This is a genomic window from Bosea sp. Tri-49 (genome assembly GCF_003952665.1).
In the GTDB taxonomy this organism is placed as follows: Bacteria; Pseudomonadota; Alphaproteobacteria; order Rhizobiales; family Beijerinckiaceae; genus Allobosea.
Map to the genome: position 1 here is coordinate 5120616 of NZ_CP017946.1, position 19969 is coordinate 5140584.

Here is a 19969-nt window from a genome sequence, read left to right on the forward strand (position 1 = left end):
AGGCCCTTGCCGGCTAGGCATGGCCGTAAGCGTCAGCGTCTTCGTTCGACGGTTCCTGCTTGTCGAAGGCTTCGAGCCAGCGCGACAAGCCCGATGATGGAGAGCCCGCCCGCAACTGCCGCAGCGTGACACGCAGGGTGTGGCGGGCAAATTTGTTTGCCGGCTCGCGGAAGCCGGCGGGATCGGAGCCGGAGCGGATCGCTTCCAGAACTTCCTGCTTCAACGCCGTGAGTTCGGGATCGCCGGTGGCAGCAAGGAGCGCCTGGAAGTGCTCATGTGCCGCGCCGTCCCAAGGCCGCGGCCGGGCCATGGCGTCCTTCAGCGGGTGGGCCGGGACGAGATGGGCGAAGGGCACCCAGCCATCCGGGACCGGCTCGGTCGCCGCGTGGGTGCGGCCGTTGCGCAGCAATTGCGGCAGGACATGGGTGTGCGGCCCTTCCGGGCTCCTGCCGTCGGCCGGCGGGATCGGCTGGTATACCTCGCAGCGGCCGGCGCGCGTGACGAAGACGCGATGCGGGCCCTTCGCGACGATCGCCGCCATCGCCGGATTGCCGGGCTCGAACAGGCTCTTGCCGGCGACGGAGCGCAAGGTCGCGATCAGCTCGGGATCGCCAGTGCGGATGCAGATGTCGACCTGCAAGGTGCCGAGGCCCATGTCGAACAGGATGCCGGCGCGATCCTGCGGCCGCAGAGCCGCTTCGTCCGGGCCGAGCTCTGTCAGGACGCTGCGTCGGTTCATCGCGCAGATGGCTTCCGGCAGGCAGAGTGCGACGCGATGGCTCCAGCCCTGGCCGACCGCGGTTTCGGAGGCGAAGAGCCTGACCTTTGAGAGGTCGTCAAAGCCGATGCCGCCGCGATCGGTGACAGCGGAGAGGCGGCCTGGCCCGGCGCCGAGTTCGACGGGCTCGCCAGGATCGCGCAGGAATTCGGCGATGGCGCCGAACGTGCCGACATTCCATTGCGTCGTCGCGGTGGCGAGTTCCTGATGGATCAGGCTGGTCACGTCATCTGCCGTCATCTGCCGGATTCTCCATGGTCGAGGGCCTGCCAAGGCAGGACAAAATTTTCGCTGTCGCGGCTGCCACGGGCGACTGCGATGCCGAAGGCGCGGGCGAGGTTGCCATCGTCGAGCACCGAGGCCGGCGAGCCGTCGGCGAGGATGCGGCCGCCATCGAGCAGGACCAGCCGGTCGCAGAAGCGTCCAGCCAGCGCGAGATCATGCAGCACGACGACGACACCGGTGCCGGCAGCGGCGATGCGCCTGAACAGCGCCATCGCCTCGAGCTGATGGCGCGGGTCGAGCCCGACCAGCGGTTCGTCGGCGAGCAGCATCTCCGCTTCGACCGCCAGCGCCCGCGCCAGCAGCACGCGCATGCGCTCACCGCCCGACAGGCTGTCGAGGCTGCGCTCGCGGAAGGCGGTCGCGTCGGTGGCGGCGAAAGCCTTGGTGATCGCAGCCTTGTCGGCTTCGGTCAGGTCGGCGAAGGGGCGCCGATGCGGCAGGCGGCCGAGCGCGACGACGGCCTCCGCCCGCATCTGCCATTGCACGCTGCCGCCCTGGGCGAGGAAAGCGAGACGCTGCGCGAGCGTGCAGCGGCCCAGCGCCCTTGCCGGCACGCCATCATAGAGCACCGTGCCGGCCGCCGGCGGCAGCAGATCGGCGAGGATGCGTAGGAGAGTGGTCTTGCCGGCGCCGTTGGCGCCGATCAGGCCGACGAGCTCGCCGGGCCGCAGGGCAAGGTCTATTCCCGCGAGGATCGGCTTGCCGTCGAAGGCGATCGCGATGCCGTTCGCTTCAATACGCATCACGCCTCCCGCCGCAGGCGCTGGATCAGGCTGAACAGGAAGGGCGCGCCGATCAGGGCGGTGACGACGCCGAGCTTGAGCTCGGGTCGGATCGGCATCAGCCGCAGCATCGTATCGGCGGCGAGCAGCAGGATCGCGCCGCCGAAGCCGCTGACCAGGAGCAGCCGGCCGGGCTTGTGGCCGACAAGCGGGCGCAGGAGATGTGGCACGACGAGGCCGACGAAGCCGATCGCTCCGGTGACGGCGACGGCGCTGCCGACCGCAAGGGCCGCCCCGCCGATCAGCCGGACCCGCAGCCAGGTCAGGTCGAAGCCGAGGCTGCGCGCCGTGTCCTCGCCAAGGGTGAGGCCGTCGAGCGCCGGTGCGCTGGAGAGCAGTAGGATCCAGCCGGTGAGCACCAGTGGCAGCACCAGCCAGACATGGATCAGGCTGCGATCGGCGAGCGAGCCCATCAGCCAGAACACGATCTCCAGCGCGGCATAGGGGTTGGGCGCGAGATTGAGCGCGAGCGAGGTCATCGCCCCGGCGAAGCTGTTGATCGCGACGCCGGCGAGGATCAGCGTCATCGTGCCGGCGCCGCGGCCATTGAGCGCGAAGAGCAGGAGCACCGCGAGCAGCGCCCCGGCGATGCCGCCGAGCGGCAAAGCGAGCGCGAAGGCGCCGGCGAAGCCGGAATAGAACACGGTGACGGCGCCAAAGGCGGCGGCGCTGGAGATGCCGACGATGCCGGGCTCGGCCAGCGGATTGCGCAGTAGGCCCTGCATAGCCGCGCCGGCGAGACCGAGGCTGAAGCCCACCAGCGCGCCGAGGATGGCGCGTGGCAGGCGCAATTCGACGAGCACGAGCGCGGGCAGGCTCTGCCGGCCTGCGATCCAGTCGCCGAGCGCGGCGAAGAGGTCGAGTTCGGCATAGCCGACCGCCAGCGACAGCACGGCCATAACGAACGTGGCGGCGGCCAGCAAAGCGACGAGCCGCCAATAGGACATCCCGTCGGATGCGGACGATGGCATGGCTGCTGTGCTCATGGTCTTGATCCGGCGGGTGTCGGCGCGGCCGCGTCGAGCAGCAATTCGATCGCATCGACCACCGCCGGGCCGGCGCAGGTCCAGAGCTTGGATGGCAGGGCGACGAGCTTGAGCCGGTCGCCGAGCCGGGCGAGGACCGGATGGTGCAGGACCTCATGAGCGAGCGAGGGTGGGCCGTCCGGCGTGGTGTTGAGGATCAGGATATCGGCCTTGCCGAGTGCGACGGTCTCGAGCGCGATCTGGCCGTAATTGTTGATGCCGAGCTCGGCGGCGAGGTTGGTCAGCCCCGCCGCCGTCAGGATCTCGTCGACGAGCGAGCCGCGCCCGGTGGTGAAGCCGTTCGGGCGCAGGACGATGGCGCGCGGGTTTGCGGGGCGAGGGCGGTCCGCCAGCGCGGCGAGGCGTGCATCGATCTCCGCGATCAGCACTTCGCCGTTCTGCTGCTCGCCGAGCACCTGCGCCATGTCGCGGATCTGCGCGCGCATCTCGGCGAGATTGCGCGGCACGCCGAATTCGCGCACCGGCGCGCCGACCCGCTTCAGCAGCGCGACGGTCGAGCGTGTCGTATAGGCGCCGGCGATGACGAGATCGGGTTTCAGCGCCAGCATCTGCTCGACCAGGCCGTGATTGGCCGGAATCACGAGAGCGCGCGCGGCCATATTGGCGTTGCGCGGGTCCTGCGACAGCCAGGTCACCGAGGCGATGTGCTTTGGTGACGCGAGCCGGAGCACCAGCTCGTCGGTGCACATGTTGAGCGAGACGATGCGCTGCGGCTGCGCCGGCACATCGTCCGCGTGGGCGAGGCCGGCGAAGATCGCCAGCCAGAGGCCGAGTGCGAGGGCGGCCAACCCTCTCACAGGCTCATCCTGATCCCGCCGAAGGCGCTGAGGCCCGGCACCAGGAAGCCGACCGGGTTCTCGTAGCGCTTGTCGAACAGGTTATCGACGCGCCCGAACACGGTCAGCCGCTCGTCGACCTTGTAGTCGGCGGCAAGGTTGACGATGGCGGCTCCCGGAGCGCGCAGGCGCGCGATCGAGAAGTCGCGATTCCCGTCCATACGCTCGCCGAGATAGATCAATGTCGCCGACAGCGTCAGCTTCTCGATCGGCGTCCAGCTCGCAGTGACGCTGGCCTTGTGGCGCGGCCGGCGCAGCAGTTCCTGGCGCGCGGTCTCGTCCTTGGCGAGGGTGAAAGTGTAGTCGGCGCGGACCTTGAACTGCGGCGTCAATTCCAGTGCTGCGAAGGCCTCGACGCCCTTCGTCGTGGCGCGGCCGATGTTCGTATAGGAGGTGCGCGCGGCGTTGGTCAGGATCAGGTTGTCGATGTCGTTATGGAAGTACGTCGCGCCGAATTTGACCTGCCCGCTCAGCAGCGGCTGCTCGAAGCCGGCATCCCAGCCGCGGCTTTCCTCCGGCTTGAGGTTCGGGTTGCCGTAGAAGTTGAAGGCCGGGCGTGAATCGCTGAAGCGCTCGCTCAGCGTCGGCGCCTTGAAGCCGGTGCCATAGCTCGCCTTCAGCTTGGTTTCGGTGCCTGGCACGATGAGGACCGGTGCGATGCGATAGGTGGTGTGGCCGCCGAACTTGTCGTCGTGATCGTAGCGGATATTGGCGACGGTGAAGAAGCGGTCGGTCCAGTTCGATTGCAATTCGACGAAGGCGCCCCTGTTGCCGTTCGAGACGGTCTTGTTGGGGGTGTCGAAGCGCTCGGTCTCATATTGCAGGCCTGCGACCAATGTCTGGCCCTGCGTGATCTTCAGGTCGCCGCGCCAATCGTATTTGGTGCGCTCGCCGAGATTCTCGGTCGGTAGCTCGAGAATGCCCGCGGCGTTCGGCCGGCGGTTGGAGCGATCCTGGTTGCTGTAGGAGACGCCGAAGCGGTTGACGAAACGGCCGTCCAGCGGATCCCAGACGATCTCGCCGCGGGTGAAGGCCTGGCGGTAGTTCTGACTGGAGCGGAAGGCATCCGGCCGGCTCGGGAAGCCGGAATCGTTAGTGAACAGCAACTGCCCGTCGATATAGCGGCCGACCCAGTTGACGCTCAGCGTGTCGGTGAGGCGGGCGCCGAGGCGGGCGGAATAGCTCCAGTTGTCATAGGAGTTGGGATTGCGGCGCCGGCCAGGCGGAACGAGTTCCGGCGGCGTTATTGGTGTCGCCTCCGCTCGAAAATGGCTGACGCTGAAGGCATAGTCGAAGCGGTCATTGCCGCCGCTGAGGCCGACGCTCTGGTTGAAGGTGCCGTGCGAGCCGGCTTCGATCGAGCCCGTCAGCTTCGGCGGGCCTTCGCCACGCTTGGTGGTGATCGAGATGACGCCGCCGAGCGCATTGGCGCCGTAGAGGCCGCTCTGCGGGCCGCGCAGCACCTCGATCCGCTCGATGTCGGTGGTCAGCATCTGGCCGAAATCGAAGGAGCGGTTCGGTGTTGAGGGGTCGTTCACCTCGATGCCGTCGATCAGCACCTTGACGTGGTTCGAATTGGTGCCGCGCATGAAGACCGAGGTCAGCCCGCCAGGGCCGCCGGTCTGGACGATGTTGAGGCCGGGCACGGCGGCGAGCGCCTGCGGCAGGGTGCGGCGCTGCTGGCGTTCGATCTCCTGTGCCGTGACGACGGTGACGGAGCTGGCGATCTCCCTGGCCGGCGTCGGCACGCCGGTTGGGCTGACGACGATCTCGTCGAGCGCGATCGGCTTCTCGCTCGATTGCGCTCGCGCTGCGAGTGGCGTCAGTAGGGTCGAGGCGGCGAGCAGGGACAAGGCAACAGGCAAACGCCCGCTCTTGGCGGGGCTGGGCAAACGGATCACGGTAAAACCTCGGCGGTAACGTCAGTGGCACGTCACCGCGAACGAGATAATCCGCTCCGCTCCCGCAAACGGGCGCGCAAAGGCTTATCACCCATCAGCGGACCCCCGGCCGATGTGTTCGCGTGTGACCACGGCTGACGGCAGGTCTCCTGGCTCGCGGGTCACCGCCTTTCACCGCCTTCCCAGGTCCGAGGCCCCAGTGGCGTGTGGCGAAAGGCTCGCCGCTTACAGTTGCGGGGGCAGCCGCAGCATGAGATGGCCAGGCCACCCGCACTGCGTTCCCTTTTGATCCCGTGAGGGAACCGTCGCATTCACGAGTAGGGCGGAAATGCGGCGGGGTCAATTCGGACTCCGCCGCCGCGTTCCCTCGCGTGAGGCGCCATTATCTGCGAGGATCAGTCCGGCTTGGCCGGAGGGGACGGCTCCTTGCCGGCGAGCGGCGTTTTGGGCGCAGCCGCCTTGGGTGTTGCCGACGCCTGCATCGAGTTGCCGAGCGAGGCGGCGAGCAGGGCCTGAGTCGGATCGGACCCCTTGAAGCCGGCCTGGGCCAGTATCTCGTCGAGGATAGGCTTCTGGGCGGTGAAGCTCAGGAGCTGGCTGGAGAGGTCGCCGATCGGGTTGCCGGCGTGCTCTCCCTGCGCCCCGGCAAGGGCGCTCGCGAACCCGCCCGCGCTGAAGATCCGGATGTCCGAGATCTTCTCGATCGGCTTCATCGCCTGCTCCAGAGCGAGCGGCACGATCTCGATCCGGGCCTTGGCCAGCTCGAACTCGATGATGCCCGCGGAGAGCGCATTGCGCGCCTCGTTCTTGGCGCGCTCGGCCCTGGCCTGCGCCTCGCCGAGCTCGATCACGCCGGTGGCGCGGATCTTGGCCGCTTCGGCTTCGGCCTCGGCCTGGATCTTGACCGCGGCGGCAAGGTCCTCGGCCGCGTGGCGCTCGGCCTCGGCCTTGACGGTGACCGCGGTCGCCTGCTGCTCGGCGTCCTTGCGGGCATCGATCACGGCGATGCGCTTGGCGCGTTCGGCGATCTCGACGTCGCGAGCGGTGGTCACCTGCTCCTCGGCCGTCGTCGCCGCAGCCTTGGCCGCGTCGGCCTTGGCGCGGGCCGCCTGCTCTTCCTCGGTCTTGTTGGCCACCGCGATGGCGGCATCGATGCGGGCGGTCTCGGTGATCTTGCGCGCCTCGGCCTCGCGTTCGGCGATGCCACGCTCGGCGTCGATCCTGGCCGATTCCCGTGCCTGGCGGGCCTGAGCCTCGCGCTCGGCGATGCCGCGATCAGTTTCGAGCCGCGCGGTCTCCTCGCTCAGGCGCGCCAGTTGCTCGGCCTTGGCGGCTTCGGCCCGCGTCTCGGCCGTCTTGTTGGCGATGTCGCGCTCCTGGCTGAGCTCGGCGTCGCGCTGCTCGCGCTGGATGGTCAGGCGCCGCAGCGAGGCCTCGCGATCCTTGGTGGCGATCTCGACCTCGTTGTCGCGGACGATCTGGTTGCGCTCGCGCTTGCGCTCCTCGGTGATCTTGGTGAGGGCGGTCAGGCCCTCGGCATCGAAGGTGTTGTTCGGGTTGAAATGCTTGATGTCGGTCTGGTCGAGCCGAGTGAGCGAGACCGATTCCAGCTCCAGCCCGTTGGATTGCAGGTCATGGGCGACCGCTGCCTGCACCGATTTGACGAATTCGGCGCGCTGTTCCTGCAGGTCCTGCAGCGTCATCGTCGCCGCCACCGAGCGCAGGCCGTCGACGAACTTGGCCTCGACCAGCGTCTTGAGCGCGTCGACGTCGTTGGTGCGGTCGCCCAAGGTCTGGGCGGCGAGCGCGATATTGTCGGCATCAGGCTTCACCCGGACGTAGAACTCGGCGGTGATGTCGGCACGCATCCGGTCCGTGGTGATCATCGATTCATGCTCGGAGCGCTTGACCTCGAGCCGCAGCGTGCTCAGCGACACCCAGGAATAGGAGTGGAATATCGGCAGGATGATCGAGCCGCCGTCGAGCACGACCTTCTTGCCGCCCAGACCGGTGCGGACATAGGCCTTGTCGCGCGCCGCCCTAGTGTAGAGCGACGTCATGATGACGCCGATCACGACGATGCCGGCGACGATGGCGCCGGCGATGATGCCGAGTGAGAGGAAATCCATCTGGTCAGCCCTCTTTGGTGTCGACGGCGCCGAGTTCCTGCGGCGCAGGGATAGCCTGGAAGAGACCGTCGGCGCCGTCCACGATCAGGACGAGCGCGCCGGTTTGGATGAGGTGGCCCGGAGCGGCTGTCGCCCGCAGCGCATGGATGTTGTCGTGCCGGTCCTTGACGCGCACCGTGCCGGGCTTGCCCTGGTCGAGTGGCCCGATGGTGACGGTGCCGATCAGTCCGACGAACTCCGCCTGGCTGAGCGCGCTGGTCTCGTCCTGGGGAATGATCCTGGCGATGCCGCGGCTGAGCCAGCGCGTCACCGGGGCGGCGCCGGCCAGGGCAAGCGGCACCGAGATCAGGGCCGGCAATGGGCCGCCGATGCCGGTCGCGAGCGACTGGATAGCGAAGCCGAAGGCCGCGAAAGCCGAGAGCAGGATGACGGCGAGCACGAGGATGGGAACACCGCCGGCATTGAGCCAGGACATCCAGCCGCCGAGCAGGCCGGCATCATGATGGTCCGGACCGTGATGGCCAATGCCATCATCGAGCAAACCGGCGGCCGAGGCGCCGAGCAGCAGCGAGATGATCTCGACGAGCCCGAGGCCGACGACCGTCAGCAATGCGATCCAGAACGGCGCCGTGCCAGCCTGGACGATCCCGTCCATCAGCGCTGGCCTTCACGAAAGGCCTTGAGCCGCGCCTCGATGGCGTCGTCGCGCTGCAGGCGGCCGAGTTCCTCGACTTCGGCGGCGCCTCCCGTCGGCTTGGCGGGAACCCCGGTCACGCGCTCGACCGCAGCCAGAGCGTCGGCGAGGCGCTGGTCATTGCGCTGGGACGGCGTCGCCGCGGCCGGAACGGCTCGCTCGGCCCGCTTGGCGTCCTCGAGCCTCTTGGTCGCGTCGGCGCGGGCGGAGGCGACGCTGCGCAGGGTCGCCTCGGCTTCCGCCACCTCGGCGGCGTTCTCGGCGAGCGCTTTGGTCAGGGCCTCGCGCTGCGCCTCCAGGTCGATCTGGACGCCCGTGGCGGCGCGGGCGAGGTCGTCGCGGCCCTTCTCCAGGCCGGTCTTGATCTTCTCGTCGAGGTCGCGGATTTCGGCGTCGAGATCATCCGCCTTTGCCTTGAGCCGGTGGCCGGCGGCCATGGCGACCCCGAGCGCGGCGCGCGCCTCATCGGCGATCTTGCCGATCTCGCGAACCGCCTGCTGTGCGACCGCGACCGGGTTGGAGCTTTCCGCGACGTCGACGGCGTTGTTGACGACGCCGGCGATGACACGACCGAGACGGACGAGGATACCTTCGTTGGACATCGTGCTCTCCTTTTGCGGGGAAAGATCGGTTTGGACGCCGATCTGGACACTGATCGACGCCTCGCCGAAGACGAGGCGCGCTTCGGCGAAGTCGTTCCAGCCGGCGCGATAGCCGTCGACAGAATAGGGGACGATGGCGCGCCCGCCGATGGTGGCGATACTGACGCTGTCGGGGCCCTTCACGGCGAACAGCTTGGCGTCGAGCGGGATATCGTTGATCGGCTCGTTCGCCTGACGCCGGCCATGGTCGCGCAGCGCCAGGGTTGCCATGCGCGAGGGCAGGCCGGTCCGAGTGCGGATCTCCTCATAGGCTTCTTCATGGAGGGCGACGAGATTGGCGCCCTTGGTGCCGTCGAGGATCGCCATCGCCTCACGAAAGGCCGACAGGGTCGCGAACAGCGCGTCGCGGTCCTCAGCCGAAGGCTTCAGGATCAGCGCCATCGTGTTTTTTGGCTTCGCGATCATACTTCATAATATAAAGCACTTCATTGGTGCTTTCAAGGCGCCTGCAACCGAAGCGAGCGCTCGCAGCGCCGAAGCATTAGCGAGACGTGAAGAATTTCGATCGACGGATCGTCATTGGGAGCGAAGCGAAGCAATCCAGGGGCTGCGAGCTCTGCCGCCCCTGGATTGCTTCGTCGTCGTGCTCCTCGCGATAACGCCAGCGAGCTTCTGGGTTCGTGACGGCCGGCCGCTCAGAAGCTGTAGGCGGCTTTCACCTTGACCAGATGCTGGCTGAAATTGGTGATGTCGAGATCGCCGGGCTGGCCCTTAGCCTTGCCGGCGAGCTGGACATTGTAGGCCGCCGAGATCGCGAACTGCTTGGTCGCCTGCCAGAAGATGCCGGGGCCTGCGAAGGTGGCGTAGCCGGCGTCCTTGCCGAAGCCGAGTTCGTTGTGGCGGCGCTGATGGCGGACTTCGCCGCTGAGATAGAGCCCGTCGATCAGCTGCCAGGCGAGCGAGCCGCCGACCGTGAAGGTCGACGAGCGGCCATAAGGCGAAGGACCGGTCCAGGTCAGGTCGTGCGAGAGATTGAGCGCGGCGTAGAGCTTGCCGGGGACCAGTGTCTTGTCGGCGAAGATGCGGATGCCGGTGTTGTAGGTGGTGAAGTTGCCGGCGCCGGTCGGGTCGAGGCGGTTGAAGCTGGGATCGACGACGACGGTCAGGCCGATGCCGTGCAGGTCGCGCCCGAGCAGGCGGTACTTCATCTCGACGCCGGCGCCGAAGCTGCGGCTGTCGGCGCCAGTGCCAGCGATGGTGGCGTCGGTATAGCCGCCAAGCAGATAGGGGCCGATCTCGAAGCAGGGGAACAGGCCGTAGGAGCCCTGGAGCTGCAGGCCGTGCGCGGCCTGGCGGCCGTCGCGGACACCGAAGCCGCCATTATACGTCAGGCTCGCGCCGAAGGAGCCGACCTCGGCGACATCCGAGCCCGTCGTGAAGCCGAAGGCGTCGGTCGGGATGCCCTCGCTTTCGGTGCAGGCCGAAAGCACGGGTGGCGCGACCGGCGCGCCCTTGCGGGAGGGAATATCGGCAGCGAGAGCGGGCGAGAGCAGGCCCGAGACGGCAAGGGCGAAGGCGGCGGGCTTGAGCATGGCTGGCGATCCTGTTGGCTAACCCACCCTACGCAAATGCGAATGAGTCGCAATATCGAATGATCGATCGCGAGATCATGGCGTTACATTGTTGCGAATGCGCAACAGCGGGTGGCTCAGCCGTGGGAGCTCAGGGTGTGCAAGCGCGCAAACGCCACCGGTGCGATCTCGGCCAGGGTGGCGATCGGCTTCCAGGCGGCGGCGTGGACTTCCTCTTCCTGGGCCGTCAGCGGCAAAGCCGGATCGGCGATGAAGAGATATTGCAGGTCGTGATGGATATGCGGCGGCTCGTTCCGGCGCGGATTGCCCGGCACCTCATGGCTGTCGATGGCGAAGGGCAGGTCGCCGCCGCGATGCCAGGGATGCAGGATGGGAGCGGCGACGCCGGTCTCTTCCACCGCCTCGCGCAGCGCCGATTCATGGAAGGTCGCGGCCGGCTCGTAATGCCCGCCGGGCTGGAGCCAGCGGCCGATCACGACATGGTCGATCAAGAGGATCTGCGCATGGTCGGGCGAGAGCACGAAGGCGCTGGTGGTGACATGGCCCGGCATGGTCTCGCGCTGGTCGAGCGCGTGGCGCTCGGCCATCTGCCAGCGCAGCAGCGCCAACCGCTCGCGCGGGCCGGCGACCTCGGTGAGATAGCGGGAGACGATGGAATCGAGGCGGGGAAGGAAGCTCATGGCCTCGTGCTTCGCATCTCCGGCAGCGGCAGGGAAGGCGCTTGCCTCCGCCTCAGCGCAGCTTCAACCGGTACTCCTCGAACTCACCGTTCTTTACCCCGTCATAGCCGACGATGATGCGTAATTCGTCGCGCTCTTCCGCCAGCACGGTGAGCGCCTCCGCCTTGGCATTCTTGCGTTGGCGCAGCTCGCCGAGCTCGCGGGCGGCAGTGGGATCGGCCGGGTCGAGCAGGACGATCGCATAGGGCACGTCTTGCTCCTGCGTCGGGCCGACGAGAACGAGCAGGCGCCCGTCGGCCAGCGTGGCGAGGTCGCGCACGCCGCGCTGCGCTCCGGCCGAAAAGGCCAGGAGTTGCGGCTTGGTGGCCGCCGGCTCGTTGCCCGGCTTGAACAGCTCGGCGACGCTGCCACCGACGAGGAAGGCACGTCCGTTGAGCGAAGGCGCGCGCAGGCCAAGCCAGAGCCGATCGCCAACGACGGCGAGGCCCTCGATGTTGAGTCCATTCGCTTCGGCGTCGAGCGGCTTGCCGAGATAAGGCGCGACCTCGCCGGCGGCAGCGAGGAGGTCGGAGACACGCCAGCTCAGCTCGGGCGCGCCGGCTTGGCCATTGCTGGGCGGGATGCGCGCCAGCAGGAAGGAGGAGGGGCGGTACTCGCCGCCATGGCGCGAGCAGCCATGCGAGCCGACGACATAGAAAGTGCGGTCGGCATAGGCGACACCCTCGCCGTCGAACTCGCCGAAGCCGCCCTGCTTGGGGCAGCCGATCGCCAGTTGGCGCCCGCTTGCGGCGGGGGCGGTGTCGCCGATGAGCGGCAGGCTGCGCTCGGGCCGGATCGTCGTTTGCGTCAGCGTCGCAAACTGGGCCGCCTTGCTCTCATCGTTGACGACGAGGCAGCGCCATTCTCCGCCGGCAGGCGGGCGGCAGGCGATGCCGCTGATGTCCTTGGCGGCCTTGCCCTTCTTGCCGGCGAAATCGGAGCTGGCCTCGATCCGGCGCTCCGGCTTCAGCGACTCGGCAAGGGCAGGGCCGGCGGTGAGCAAGGCGAGGGCACAAAGGACGGGCAGGGTGGCAAGCCGCATGGTCTTGCTCCGATGGAAAGAGGCGAGATAGGCGTGCCGGCGGCAAGTTTCAAAGGCCGGGGTGCCAATTCTTATGCCGGGCAAAGACGTCTTGTTGCAGGAGCTGTCTTCTTCCTTAGGGATGAGTGGGGGAGTCCCTACAGCCTCCTTCTCCCCTCGGGGGAGAAGGTCCGGCAGGGGATGAGGGCGGTTCGACTGGGTGGAGACACGGCGCTGCCCTCATCCGTCAGCGCTTCGCGCTGCCACCTTCTCCCCCGAGGGGAGAAGGAAGATCGCGCCCAAGCACCATCCCCGCCCGCAGACTCATCGCGGGCGTTGTCGCAATGAGGGGCAGCGGAGCGCCGCGAGGCGCGGTTTGGTATTCCGCTTCCGTGAGCTACGGAAGCGGCGCGGATGGATTGAGCCACCACCCGCACGCCCCGTGGCGCTCCGCCATCGGCGATTTTAAAGCTCCGGGCCGCGCTTCATTCGGATGCACCACCGATCCCGCCCGCCGCCTTCGCCAGTTCCCCTCATCGGGTCGTCGCGTCGGCGGCCGGGCGGTTGGTCATCGACGGGCGTCCAGCTAGCGAGCTCCTCGCGCAGGGGCCGTAGTACCCCCAGGTCGGTTCCCGAAACCTCCCGAGTCCGGGGTGCAAACCCGGCCGCAGGCGCCGCACCCACCCCGCCAAACGACATGCCTCCGGATGGCCGCCCCTCGGGGATGGGATGCGGGCGAGTATACGGGAGGTCGAGAGGGCGGGGATAAGGTCGCGGACTGTCCCCGCGAGCGAGCCATTGAAGTCCACTTGCGACCCGAGCGGACCCACAAAGCGGATTGATCAGCTGTTTGAAGGCTCGACTTCGTCATGGCCAAACAGGTACGCCGTCCAGCCCCGCGGTTTCTGGCAGGCCGCAGATCAGATTCGCATTCTGCACCGCCTGGCCGGCGGCTCCCTTGCCGAGATTGTCGACCACGCCCATCGCGATCACCAGGTTGCGTTTCGGATCGGCCGCATAGCTAACGAATGCGAGGTTCGAGCCGGTGGCCCATTTGGTCTGCGGCGGCTTGTCGGTCACGCGGACGAACGAGCGCCCGGCATAGAAGCGCCTGGCCGCGTCCAGGCACTGGTCCGTGGTGGCGTGGCCGCGGCAATAGATGGTGGCGAGTATGCCGCGGGTCATCGGCACCAAATGTGGCGTGAACACCAGCCCGGCTGCGCTGCCGCCGCTCAGTCGCTCGATCGTCCGGGCGATCTCGGGCATGTGGGTGTGCTTGAGTAGGCTGTAGGGCACCAGGTTCTCGTTGCTCTCCGCGTAGCCGAACTCGCTGTCACCGCCCCGGCCGGCACCGGAGATGCCGGTCTTGACGTCGATCACGATATTGCCGGGCTCGATCAGCTTGTTGGCCAGCAGCGGCGCCAGCGGGGTCAGCGTCGCAGCGGGAAAGCAGCCGGGGTTGGCAATGCGGGTCCGACCCTCGATCTGAGCCGGCCAGATATCGGCCAGGCCGTAAGCCCAACCCTCGACGTAGCGGTGGTCGCCGCCGATATCGACGATCTTCACGTCCTTTGGGACGCGTGACAGCGCCTCGGCCGAGGCGCCCGTCGGCAGCGACGCGAACAGCACGTCGAGCTTCGGCAGGGTTGCCGGGTCCCATTTCTCGATCACCAGTTCGGCCAGCTTGGCAGGCACACCGGGGAAGCGGTCGACCAACCGGCTGCCGGCGCTGCTCTCGCGTGCGGCGTAGACCAGCTCGAAAGACGGGTGGCTCGCGACCAGGCGCAGCGCTTCGCCGCCGCCAAAACCGCTGATCCCGACAATGCCGACGCGAATGCTCATGATGGTGTCCTTCTGGGGTTCGGGCAAAAGAAAACCCCCGGAGCCGAGGGCAGCGGGGGTTCAGAAACGCGAGTCGGGGTCGCTTCGGGGGCGGGACCTACGGTGAGGCAGTCACCACGCGGAAGGACACTGATCGACGCGCAGCCGAGAAGCCGCCGCTTGGATGAAGCGGCGTCGGCGTCGGTCGCAGAGGGTCGGGTTCCTGAGCATGTCCTGCGACACTGTCGTTACCCACATTCATCGTCAAGCGGAATGTCCGCTCCAAAGCAGACGATCCGAAGTCCGCGGCCGAGCGACAAAAAAGCGAGCCCGCGCCGCTCTCCGAGTGGCGCGGGCCATTCTGTCAGCCCAACTTCCCGTAAGCCGGGACGGTCAAAAACTCCTCGAACTCCGGCGCGAGCGAGAGCTTCGAGAACAGCTCGACCGCCTCGGGGAAGCGGCCCTTGTCGTAGGCGTCGGCGCCGAGCTCGCTTTTCACCCGCGCCATCTCCTCGGGCAGGCAGCGCTTGAACAATTCGGCATCGACCTTGGCGCCGCCTTCGAGCGCGACTCCGTACTGGACGAACTGCCAGATCTGGGCGCGGCTGATCTCGGCGGTCGCGGCGTCCTCCATCATGTTGTAGATCGGCACTGCGCCGCGGCCGCGCAGCCAGGCTTCGAGATATTGCACGCCAACGCGGATGTTCTCGCGGAAGCCGTCCTCGGTACGGGTGCCCTCGTGGACCTCCAGCAGCTGCTCGCGGCTGACCTCGACGTCCTCGCGCAGCTTGTCGAGCTGGTTTTGCTGCGGCATCAGCCGGTCGAACACCTCGTTCGCCACCGGGACGAGGTCGGGATGGGCGACCCAGGTGCCGTCATGGCCGTCGCCGGCCTCGCGCTCCTTGTCGGCCTTGACCTTGGCGAAGGCGGCGGCATTGGCCTCGGGGTTGTTCTTGACCGGGATCTGCGCGGCCATGCCGCCCATGGCGAAGGCGCCGCGGCGATGGCAGGTCTTGATCAGCAGCAGCGAATAGGCGCGCAGGAACGCCTTGGTCATCACGACCTGCGAGCGATCGGGCAGGACGAAGGCCTTGTTGCGGGCGAGCTTCTTGATGAAGGAGAAGATGTAGTCCCAGCGGCCGCAATTGAGGCCGGCCATGTGCTCGCGCAGTTCGTAGAGGATCTCGTCCATCTCGAAGGCGGCCGGCAGCGTCTCGATCAGCACGGTCGCCTTGATCGTGCCGGTTTTCAGGCCGAGCGCGGTCTGGGCGGCGACGAAGACGTCGTTCCAGAGACGCGCCTCGAGATGGCTCTCGAGCTTGGGCAGGTAGAAATAGGGGCCCGAGCCCTGCGCCAGCGCCGCCTTGGCGTTGTGGAAGACGTAAAGGCCGAAATCGACCAGCGCGCCCGAGGCGATCTCGCCGTCGATCTCGATATGCCGCTCCGGCAGATGCCAGCCGCGCGGGCGGACGATCAGGACGGCCGGCTTGTCCTTGAGCTTGTAGGCCTTGCCCGAGGTCGCGTCGGTGAAGTCGATCCGGCCGGCCCAACGGTCTTTCAGGTTGATCTGACCCTCGACCATATTGGCCCAGACCGGCGAGGAGGCGTCCTCGAAATCGGCCATGAAGACCTTGGCGCCGGAGTTCAGCGCGTTGACGATCATCTTGCGATCGACCGGGCCGGTGATCTCGACACGGCGGTCCTGCAGATCGGCCGGGATGGCTGCGACCTTCCAGTCGCCCTCGCGGATGTGCCGGGTCTCAGGCAGGAAATCCGGGGTCTCGCCGGCATCGAAGCGCTTCTGGCGCTCCTTGCGCACGGCAAGCAGGCGCTTGCGGGTCTCGTTGAAGCGGCGCTGCAGCCCGGCGACGAAGGCGAGCGCGTCATGGCTCAGAACCTCGTCATAGCGCTCGGCGAGCGCACCCTTGACGACGACGCCGGCGGGAAGGGTGAGACTGGTTGGGGCGGTCATGGCACTTGTCTCTCTAGGGCTACGATCAGGTGAACGCAGTATGCAGCTATCCGATTTTGTCGTGAATAGCAGAGAGTGTCAGATGATCTGATCCAAAATAGAAACAATGCCGTTTTACAGCGAAAGCAGCCCTGAATACGCCATTGCACAGGCGTGTCACGGCGCGGGGCGTGCCGGTTGACGATCAGGGGGATTTGTTCATGACCGCCGCCCGCCTCGGCCTTTCCACCGCTGCGCTTGCGACTTGCCTATTTGCTGCACCAGCCTTCGCCCAGAGCCGCTGCGCCGTCACAGACCCGACCGGCACGCCGCTCAATATCCGCGAGACGCCCAACGGCGAGATCATCGGCCGTGTCAGCAACGGCGCCGGCATCAGGGTGATGAACACCTCGTTCGACGAGCGTGGCCGGCCCTGGGCGCTGATCAGCCCGCGCGGCCGCAACCATGTGGTGGGCTGGGTCTACCGGGAATTCGTGTCCTGTTATTGAGGCGGGCTGCTCGGACCAGTTGGCGACAGGATCGCGGGGAACCCTCTCCTGGAAGGAGAGGGCAGGGTGAGGTGTAGGCCCTGCGACCAGTTCCGCGAAACCTGACCGCGCGGTTGGGTTCAGGCCAACGTTTCCAGTCCGAACACCTCACCCCTACCCCCTCTCCTTCCAGGAGAGGGGATCCCGCGCCCTATCCTGTCAACTCGCCGAACCGCTTCAGGAACGCCGCCTGCGCCTGCTCCGTCGCCTGCGGTTCGAGCAGCGCCAAGACCTCGCGCGGCAGGGCCTGAGGTCGACCGAAGAAGCGCAGCGCTTCCTCGCGCTCGAAGCCGGCGAGCTCGGTTGCCTCGAGGAAAGCCGAGATCTTGTCGGCATCCTTGGTCTTGCGCTTCACCACGGCCGGCGTTGCGGCCGGCAAGCCAAAGCGCAGATGGATCGCGCCCAAGAGGCGCAGTTCGACGCCCTTGTAGGCGTCGCCCATCACCGCCTTGAACGGCGAGATCATGTCGCCGATGACGTATTCCGGCGCGTCGTGCAGCAGCCCCATCAGCCGCCATTCGCGCGGCCAGTCCGGATTGAGATGGCCGGCGATCGCCTCGACCAGGAGGCTGTGCTGCGCCACCGAGAAGGAATGGGCGCCGCGCGTCTGGCCGTTCCAGCGCGCGACGCGGGCGAGGCCATGGGCGATGTCCTCGATCTCGACATCGAGCGGCGAGGGATCGAGCAGATCGAGCCGCCGGCCCGAGAGCATGCGCTGCCAGGCGCGCGGCGGGACAGGCAGCTTCGCCATCAGGCGGCGGGGCGCGTGTCGCGGGCGAGCGCCGCGCATTCCTCTCGCCGGAAGCAGCCGGTGAGGTGATCGTTGACCATGCCGCAGGCCTGCATCACCGCGTAGACGATGGTCGGGCCGCAGAAGGTGAAGCCGGCGGCCTTGAGCTCCTTCGAGATCGCCTTCGACACGGCGGTCTCGGCCGGCACATCCTCATGGGTTCGGAAGGCGTTCTGGATCACGCGCCCGTCGAGATGCTTCCAGAGGAAATCGGTGAACGGCCCCTGCTCGCTCAACCTGAGATAGGCCTGCGCATTGCGGATCGTGCCTTCGATCTTGCCGCGGTGGCGGACGATGCCGGCGTCGGCGAGGAGGCGCTGGACATCGGCCTCGCCGAAGCGGGCGACGGCTTCAGGCTCGAAGCCGGCGAAGCCGGCGCGGAAGGCGTCGCGCTTCCTCAGAATGGTGATCCAGGACAGGCCGGCCTGGAAGCCGTCGAGCATCAGCTTTTCCCAGAGTGTGCGGGAGTCATATTCCGGCACACCCCATTCGGTGTCGTGATAGGCGAGATAGAGCGGATCGCTCCCCGGCCAGGTGCAACGATATTTGCCGTCGGGGCCCTCGACCGCCTCGCGCCCGCTCATGCTGCCGCTCCGAATTCTGGCTCGCCGGGATAGGGAAAGCGGATGAAGGACGGCTTGCTCGCCAGCGTGAAAACGAGACCGCCGGCATCGAGCCTGTGGCCAGCGGCGAGCGCGTCCGCCACGCGGTCGAGCCGGAGCAGGGCAAGGCCGCGGCCACCCGCACAGGAGCCGACGCGGCCGATCAGCTTGCCACCGGCACTTGCCTCGACGCCGTCTTCCGGGTTCAAGCCCTCGCTGAAGACGATCGGCACGACGCGCGAACGCGCGGTGCCGCGGTGCTGCATGCGCGAGACCACCTCCTGGCCGATATAGCAGCCCTTCCGGAAGGAGACGCCGCCGAGTTGGTCGAACAGCGCCTCGTGCGGGAAGGCGTCGCCATAGATGAAGTCGCGGCCGCCATCGGGGATGCCGAGGCCGATGCGATGGGTGTGGTAGTCGTCCATCGAGGTATCGACGAGCTCGTCGGCGCCATCGAGGTCGACGATGGCGCGCTCGCCGAGCTCAGGGACGCGCGGATCGGCATAGACCAGCCCGGCATCGGCCGGCAGCTTGCCGCCATCGGTCGTGGCGATCACGGCGGCGCTCTCGCTGAGATCGTCGAGCGTGACCTTGGCGCGCAGCTTGTAGAGCTTCAGCTTCTTCATCAGGTCGGCGGTCTGGAGCAGTGGCGTGTCGAGCAGGAAGCCGCCGCCCTCGGCGTCCGGGACCGCGACGACCAGAAAATCGCCGATGATCTTGCCTTGCGGTGTCAGCAGCCCGCCATAGCCGGCGCGTTCGGCTGTGACGGTCTCCATCGCGTTGGTGACGATATTCTCGAGGAAATCGCGGGCGTCGTCGCCGCTGACGCGGATGACGCCGCGGTCGACCAGTCTGGTTGCCGGCATGGCTGAGCTCTTTCAGCGATCGCTGTTTCGGCGCGGGCGCCGTTCGCCCCGATAGTTAGGGTGCTTCGCCCCGGGGCTCAACCGGTGCGGCGAGCGAGCCAGGATTCGGGTGCCGTCCTCCGCCAGGAGCCGATCGCAGATTTTTTTTCGCGAGGCTGTCGATCCGGCGATTTGCCGTTCGACGTGTCAGCAAGAAGCAGCGGAGGTCGCAGGTCATTGCGGCGCCCGCCCGAGCTTCGGAGAAGCGATGCGGGACGATCTCCCGCGAGTTCGGGAGACAACAGATGAGACAAGTCGTTGCCGCCACCTTCGTGTCCCTCGACGGCGTCATGCAGGCGCCGGGCGGCCCGCAGGAGGATCCGCAGGGCGGCTTCAGCCATGGCGGCTGGACCTTCCACCACTGGGACGATGCGATGGGCCAGGTCATGGACAAGGTCCTGACCGACAAGTTCGACCTGCTGCTTGGCCGCCGGACCTACGACATCTTCGCGGCGCACTGGCCCTATGCCGGCGACGATCCGATCGCGGTCAAGTTCAATGCGATCACCAAATATGTCGCGACCTCCGAGCCGCAGACGCTGACCTGGCAGAACACCGTCGCGCTGCGTGGCGATCCCGCTGCGGAAGTCGCGGCGCTGAAGCGGCAGGACGGGCCCAAGCTCCTGCTGCAGGGCTCGAGCGAATTGATCCAGGCGCTGTTGGCCAAGGACCTGGTCGACGAGATCACGCTGCTGACCTTCCCGGTCGTGCTCGGCAAGGGCAAGCGCCTGTTCGGCTCGGGCGCCATGCCGGCCGGGTTCAAGCTCGTCGAGAGCAGCGCCTCGAGCACCGGCGTGCTCATGGCGACCTATCGCCGCGAGGGCGAGGTCACGACCGGCTCGTTCGAATTTGCCGAGCCGAGCGCTGCCGAAATCGCCCGCCGCGAAAAAAATGCGGCCAAGGGCTGAATTTTTTTCAGAGCCTGTCGATCGGGGCGTTCCTCGTTCGACGTGATCACAGAGGGCGG

Annotated in this window: 18 protein-coding genes and 1 riboswitch; of the genes, 2 read left to right on the plus strand and 16 right to left on the minus strand. The window is 67.4% G+C overall.

Going from position 1 to position 19969, the window contains the following annotated elements; translation table 11 throughout:
• Positions 1–13: 13 nt before the first annotated feature.
• From BLM15_RS24690 to aceB, 13 genes are all read right to left on the minus strand, one after another.
• Entirely contained in the window at positions 14–1018 is a 1005-nt protein-coding gene (locus BLM15_RS24690) for a DUF6925 family protein (protein WP_126115234.1), read from the minus strand.
• On the minus strand, positions 1015–1806 hold the full coding sequence (locus BLM15_RS24695) for an ABC transporter ATP-binding protein (protein WP_126115235.1): 792 nt from the start codon (positions 1804–1806) through the stop codon (positions 1015–1017). The genes BLM15_RS24690 and BLM15_RS24695 overlap by 4 nt, the downstream gene beginning before the upstream one ends.
• Positions 1806–2831 carry a FecCD family ABC transporter permease gene (locus BLM15_RS24700; RefSeq protein ID WP_126115236.1) on the minus strand — a complete coding sequence of 342 codons (1026 nt, stop codon included), beginning with the start codon at positions 2829–2831 and terminating at the stop codon, positions 1806–1808. Before BLM15_RS24700 ends, BLM15_RS24695 begins: the two co-directional genes overlap by 1 nt.
• Entirely contained in the window at positions 2828–3688 is an 861-nt protein-coding gene (locus BLM15_RS24705; protein WP_126115237.1) for an ABC transporter substrate-binding protein, read from the minus strand. The genes BLM15_RS24700 and BLM15_RS24705 overlap by 4 nt, the downstream gene beginning before the upstream one ends.
• A complete protein-coding gene (locus BLM15_RS24710; protein ID WP_236846410.1) occupies positions 3685–5628 on the minus strand; it encodes a TonB-dependent receptor plug domain-containing protein in 1944 nt (647 codons plus the stop codon). The genes BLM15_RS24705 and BLM15_RS24710 overlap by 4 nt, the downstream gene beginning before the upstream one ends.
• Before the next feature lie 122 nt (positions 5629–5750).
• A riboswitch (cobalamin riboswitch) is annotated at positions 5751–5950 on the minus strand.
• 73 nt (positions 5951–6023) lie between these two features.
• Entirely contained in the window at positions 6024–7757 is a 1734-nt protein-coding gene (locus tag BLM15_RS24715; protein ID WP_126115238.1) for a flotillin family protein, read from the minus strand.
• A gap of 4 nt (positions 7758–7761) precedes the next feature.
• The gene (locus tag BLM15_RS24720; protein ID WP_126115239.1) at positions 7762–8412 is read right to left on the minus strand and encodes an OB-fold-containig protein; all 651 of its coding nucleotides are present in this window, start codon (positions 8410–8412) and stop codon (positions 7762–7764) included.
• On the minus strand, positions 8412–9494 hold the full coding sequence (locus BLM15_RS24725; RefSeq protein ID WP_164547630.1) for a PspA/IM30 family protein: 1083 nt from the start codon (positions 9492–9494) through the stop codon (positions 8412–8414). Before BLM15_RS24725 ends, BLM15_RS24720 begins: the two co-directional genes overlap by 1 nt.
• A gap of 254 nt (positions 9495–9748) precedes the next feature.
• Positions 9749–10645 carry a hypothetical protein gene (locus BLM15_RS24730; protein ID WP_126115241.1) on the minus strand — a complete coding sequence of 299 codons (897 nt, stop codon included), beginning with the start codon at positions 10643–10645 and terminating at the stop codon, positions 9749–9751.
• 116 nt (positions 10646–10761) lie between these two features.
• Complete coding sequence (locus tag BLM15_RS24735; RefSeq protein WP_126115242.1) at positions 10762–11325, minus strand: NUDIX hydrolase; 564 nt, start codon at positions 11323–11325, stop codon at positions 10762–10764.
• A 52-nt stretch (positions 11326–11377) separates the two neighbouring features.
• On the minus strand, positions 11378–12406 hold the full coding sequence (locus BLM15_RS24740) for a DUF3616 domain-containing protein (RefSeq protein WP_126115243.1): 1029 nt from the start codon (positions 12404–12406) through the stop codon (positions 11378–11380).
• An 846-nt stretch (positions 12407–13252) separates the two neighbouring features.
• A complete protein-coding gene (gene argC / locus BLM15_RS24745; RefSeq protein WP_126115244.1) occupies positions 13253–14227 on the minus strand; it encodes an N-acetyl-gamma-glutamyl-phosphate reductase in 975 nt (324 codons plus the stop codon).
• Between the two features lie 343 nt (positions 14228–14570).
• Positions 14571–16178, minus strand: a complete 1608-nt coding sequence (aceB, locus tag BLM15_RS24750; protein ID WP_126115245.1) for a malate synthase A — start codon at positions 16176–16178, stop codon at positions 14571–14573.
• Between the two features lie 200 nt (positions 16179–16378).
• Here aceB and BLM15_RS24755 point away from each other — a divergent pair, with 200 nt between their 5' ends.
• Positions 16379–16666 (plus strand): SH3 domain-containing protein, encoded by a 288-nt coding sequence (locus BLM15_RS24755; RefSeq protein WP_126115246.1) that lies wholly within the window; start codon positions 16379–16381, stop codon positions 16664–16666.
• 190 nt (positions 16667–16856) lie between these two features.
• Here BLM15_RS24755 and BLM15_RS24760 read toward each other — a convergent pair whose 3' ends face one another.
• Genes BLM15_RS24760 through ygfZ form a run of 3 tightly spaced genes read right to left on the minus strand, consistent with a single transcriptional unit; the run spans position 16857 to position 18963 of the window.
• Positions 16857–17456 (minus strand): YfbR-like 5'-deoxynucleotidase, encoded by a 600-nt coding sequence (locus BLM15_RS24760; protein WP_126115247.1) that lies wholly within the window; start codon positions 17454–17456, stop codon positions 16857–16859.
• Entirely contained in the window at positions 17456–18079 is a 624-nt protein-coding gene (locus BLM15_RS24765) for a DNA-3-methyladenine glycosylase I (RefSeq protein ID WP_126115248.1), read from the minus strand. The genes BLM15_RS24760 and BLM15_RS24765 overlap by 1 nt, the downstream gene beginning before the upstream one ends.
• A complete protein-coding gene (gene ygfZ / locus BLM15_RS24770) occupies positions 18076–18963 on the minus strand; it encodes a CAF17-like 4Fe-4S cluster assembly/insertion protein YgfZ (protein WP_126115249.1) in 888 nt (295 codons plus the stop codon). Before ygfZ ends, BLM15_RS24765 begins: the two co-directional genes overlap by 4 nt.
• 284 nt (positions 18964–19247) lie before the next feature.
• Between ygfZ and BLM15_RS24775 the strand changes: the two genes are divergently transcribed.
• Complete coding sequence (locus BLM15_RS24775; RefSeq protein ID WP_126115250.1) at positions 19248–19910, plus strand: dihydrofolate reductase family protein; 663 nt, start codon at positions 19248–19250, stop codon at positions 19908–19910.
• Positions 19911–19969 lie beyond the last annotated feature (59 nt).

What these genes read in the sequence shown, in the direction of transcription:
- BLM15_RS24740 (WP_126115243.1), bottom strand. Translation starts at nt 12,406, where the DNA reads ATGCGGCTTGCCACCCTGCCCGTCCTTTGTGCCCTCGCCTTGCTCACC.
- BLM15_RS24765 (WP_126115248.1), bottom strand. Translation starts at nt 18,079, where the DNA reads ATGAGCGGGCGCGAGGCGGTCGAGGGCCCCGACGGCAAATATCGTTGC.
- BLM15_RS24720 (WP_126115239.1), bottom strand. Translation starts at nt 8,412, where the DNA reads ATGGACGGGATCGTCCAGGCTGGCACGGCGCCGTTCTGGATCGCATTG.
- BLM15_RS24725 (WP_164547630.1), bottom strand. Translation starts at nt 9,494, where the DNA reads ATGGCGCTGATCCTGAAGCCTTCGGCTGAGGACCGCGACGCGCTGTTC.
- BLM15_RS24695 (WP_126115235.1), bottom strand. Translation starts at nt 1,806, where the DNA reads ATGCGTATTGAAGCGAACGGCATCGCGATCGCCTTCGACGGCAAGCCG.
- BLM15_RS24775 (WP_126115250.1), top strand. Translation starts at nt 19,248, where the DNA reads ATGAGACAAGTCGTTGCCGCCACCTTCGTGTCCCTCGACGGCGTCATG.
- ygfZ (WP_126115249.1), bottom strand. Translation starts at nt 18,963, where the DNA reads ATGCCGGCAACCAGACTGGTCGACCGCGGCGTCATCCGCGTCAGCGGC.
- BLM15_RS24715 (WP_126115238.1), bottom strand. Translation starts at nt 7,757, where the DNA reads ATGGATTTCCTCTCACTCGGCATCATCGCCGGCGCCATCGTCGCCGGC.
- BLM15_RS24760 (WP_126115247.1), bottom strand. Translation starts at nt 17,456, where the DNA reads ATGGCGAAGCTGCCTGTCCCGCCGCGCGCCTGGCAGCGCATGCTCTCG.
- BLM15_RS24700 (WP_126115236.1), bottom strand. Translation starts at nt 2,831, where the DNA reads ATGAGCACAGCAGCCATGCCATCGTCCGCATCCGACGGGATGTCCTAT.
- BLM15_RS24755 (WP_126115246.1), top strand. Translation starts at nt 16,379, where the DNA reads ATGACCGCCGCCCGCCTCGGCCTTTCCACCGCTGCGCTTGCGACTTGC.
- BLM15_RS24690 (WP_126115234.1), bottom strand. Translation starts at nt 1,018, where the DNA reads ATGACGGCAGATGACGTGACCAGCCTGATCCATCAGGAACTCGCCACC.
- BLM15_RS24730 (WP_126115241.1), bottom strand. Translation starts at nt 10,645, where the DNA reads ATGCTCAAGCCCGCCGCCTTCGCCCTTGCCGTCTCGGGCCTGCTCTCG.
- argC (WP_126115244.1), bottom strand. Translation starts at nt 14,227, where the DNA reads ATGAGCATTCGCGTCGGCATTGTCGGGATCAGCGGTTTTGGCGGCGGC.
- aceB (WP_126115245.1), bottom strand. Translation starts at nt 16,178, where the DNA reads ATGACCGCCCCAACCAGTCTCACCCTTCCCGCCGGCGTCGTCGTCAAG.
- BLM15_RS24735 (WP_126115242.1), bottom strand. Translation starts at nt 11,325, where the DNA reads ATGAGCTTCCTTCCCCGCCTCGATTCCATCGTCTCCCGCTATCTCACC.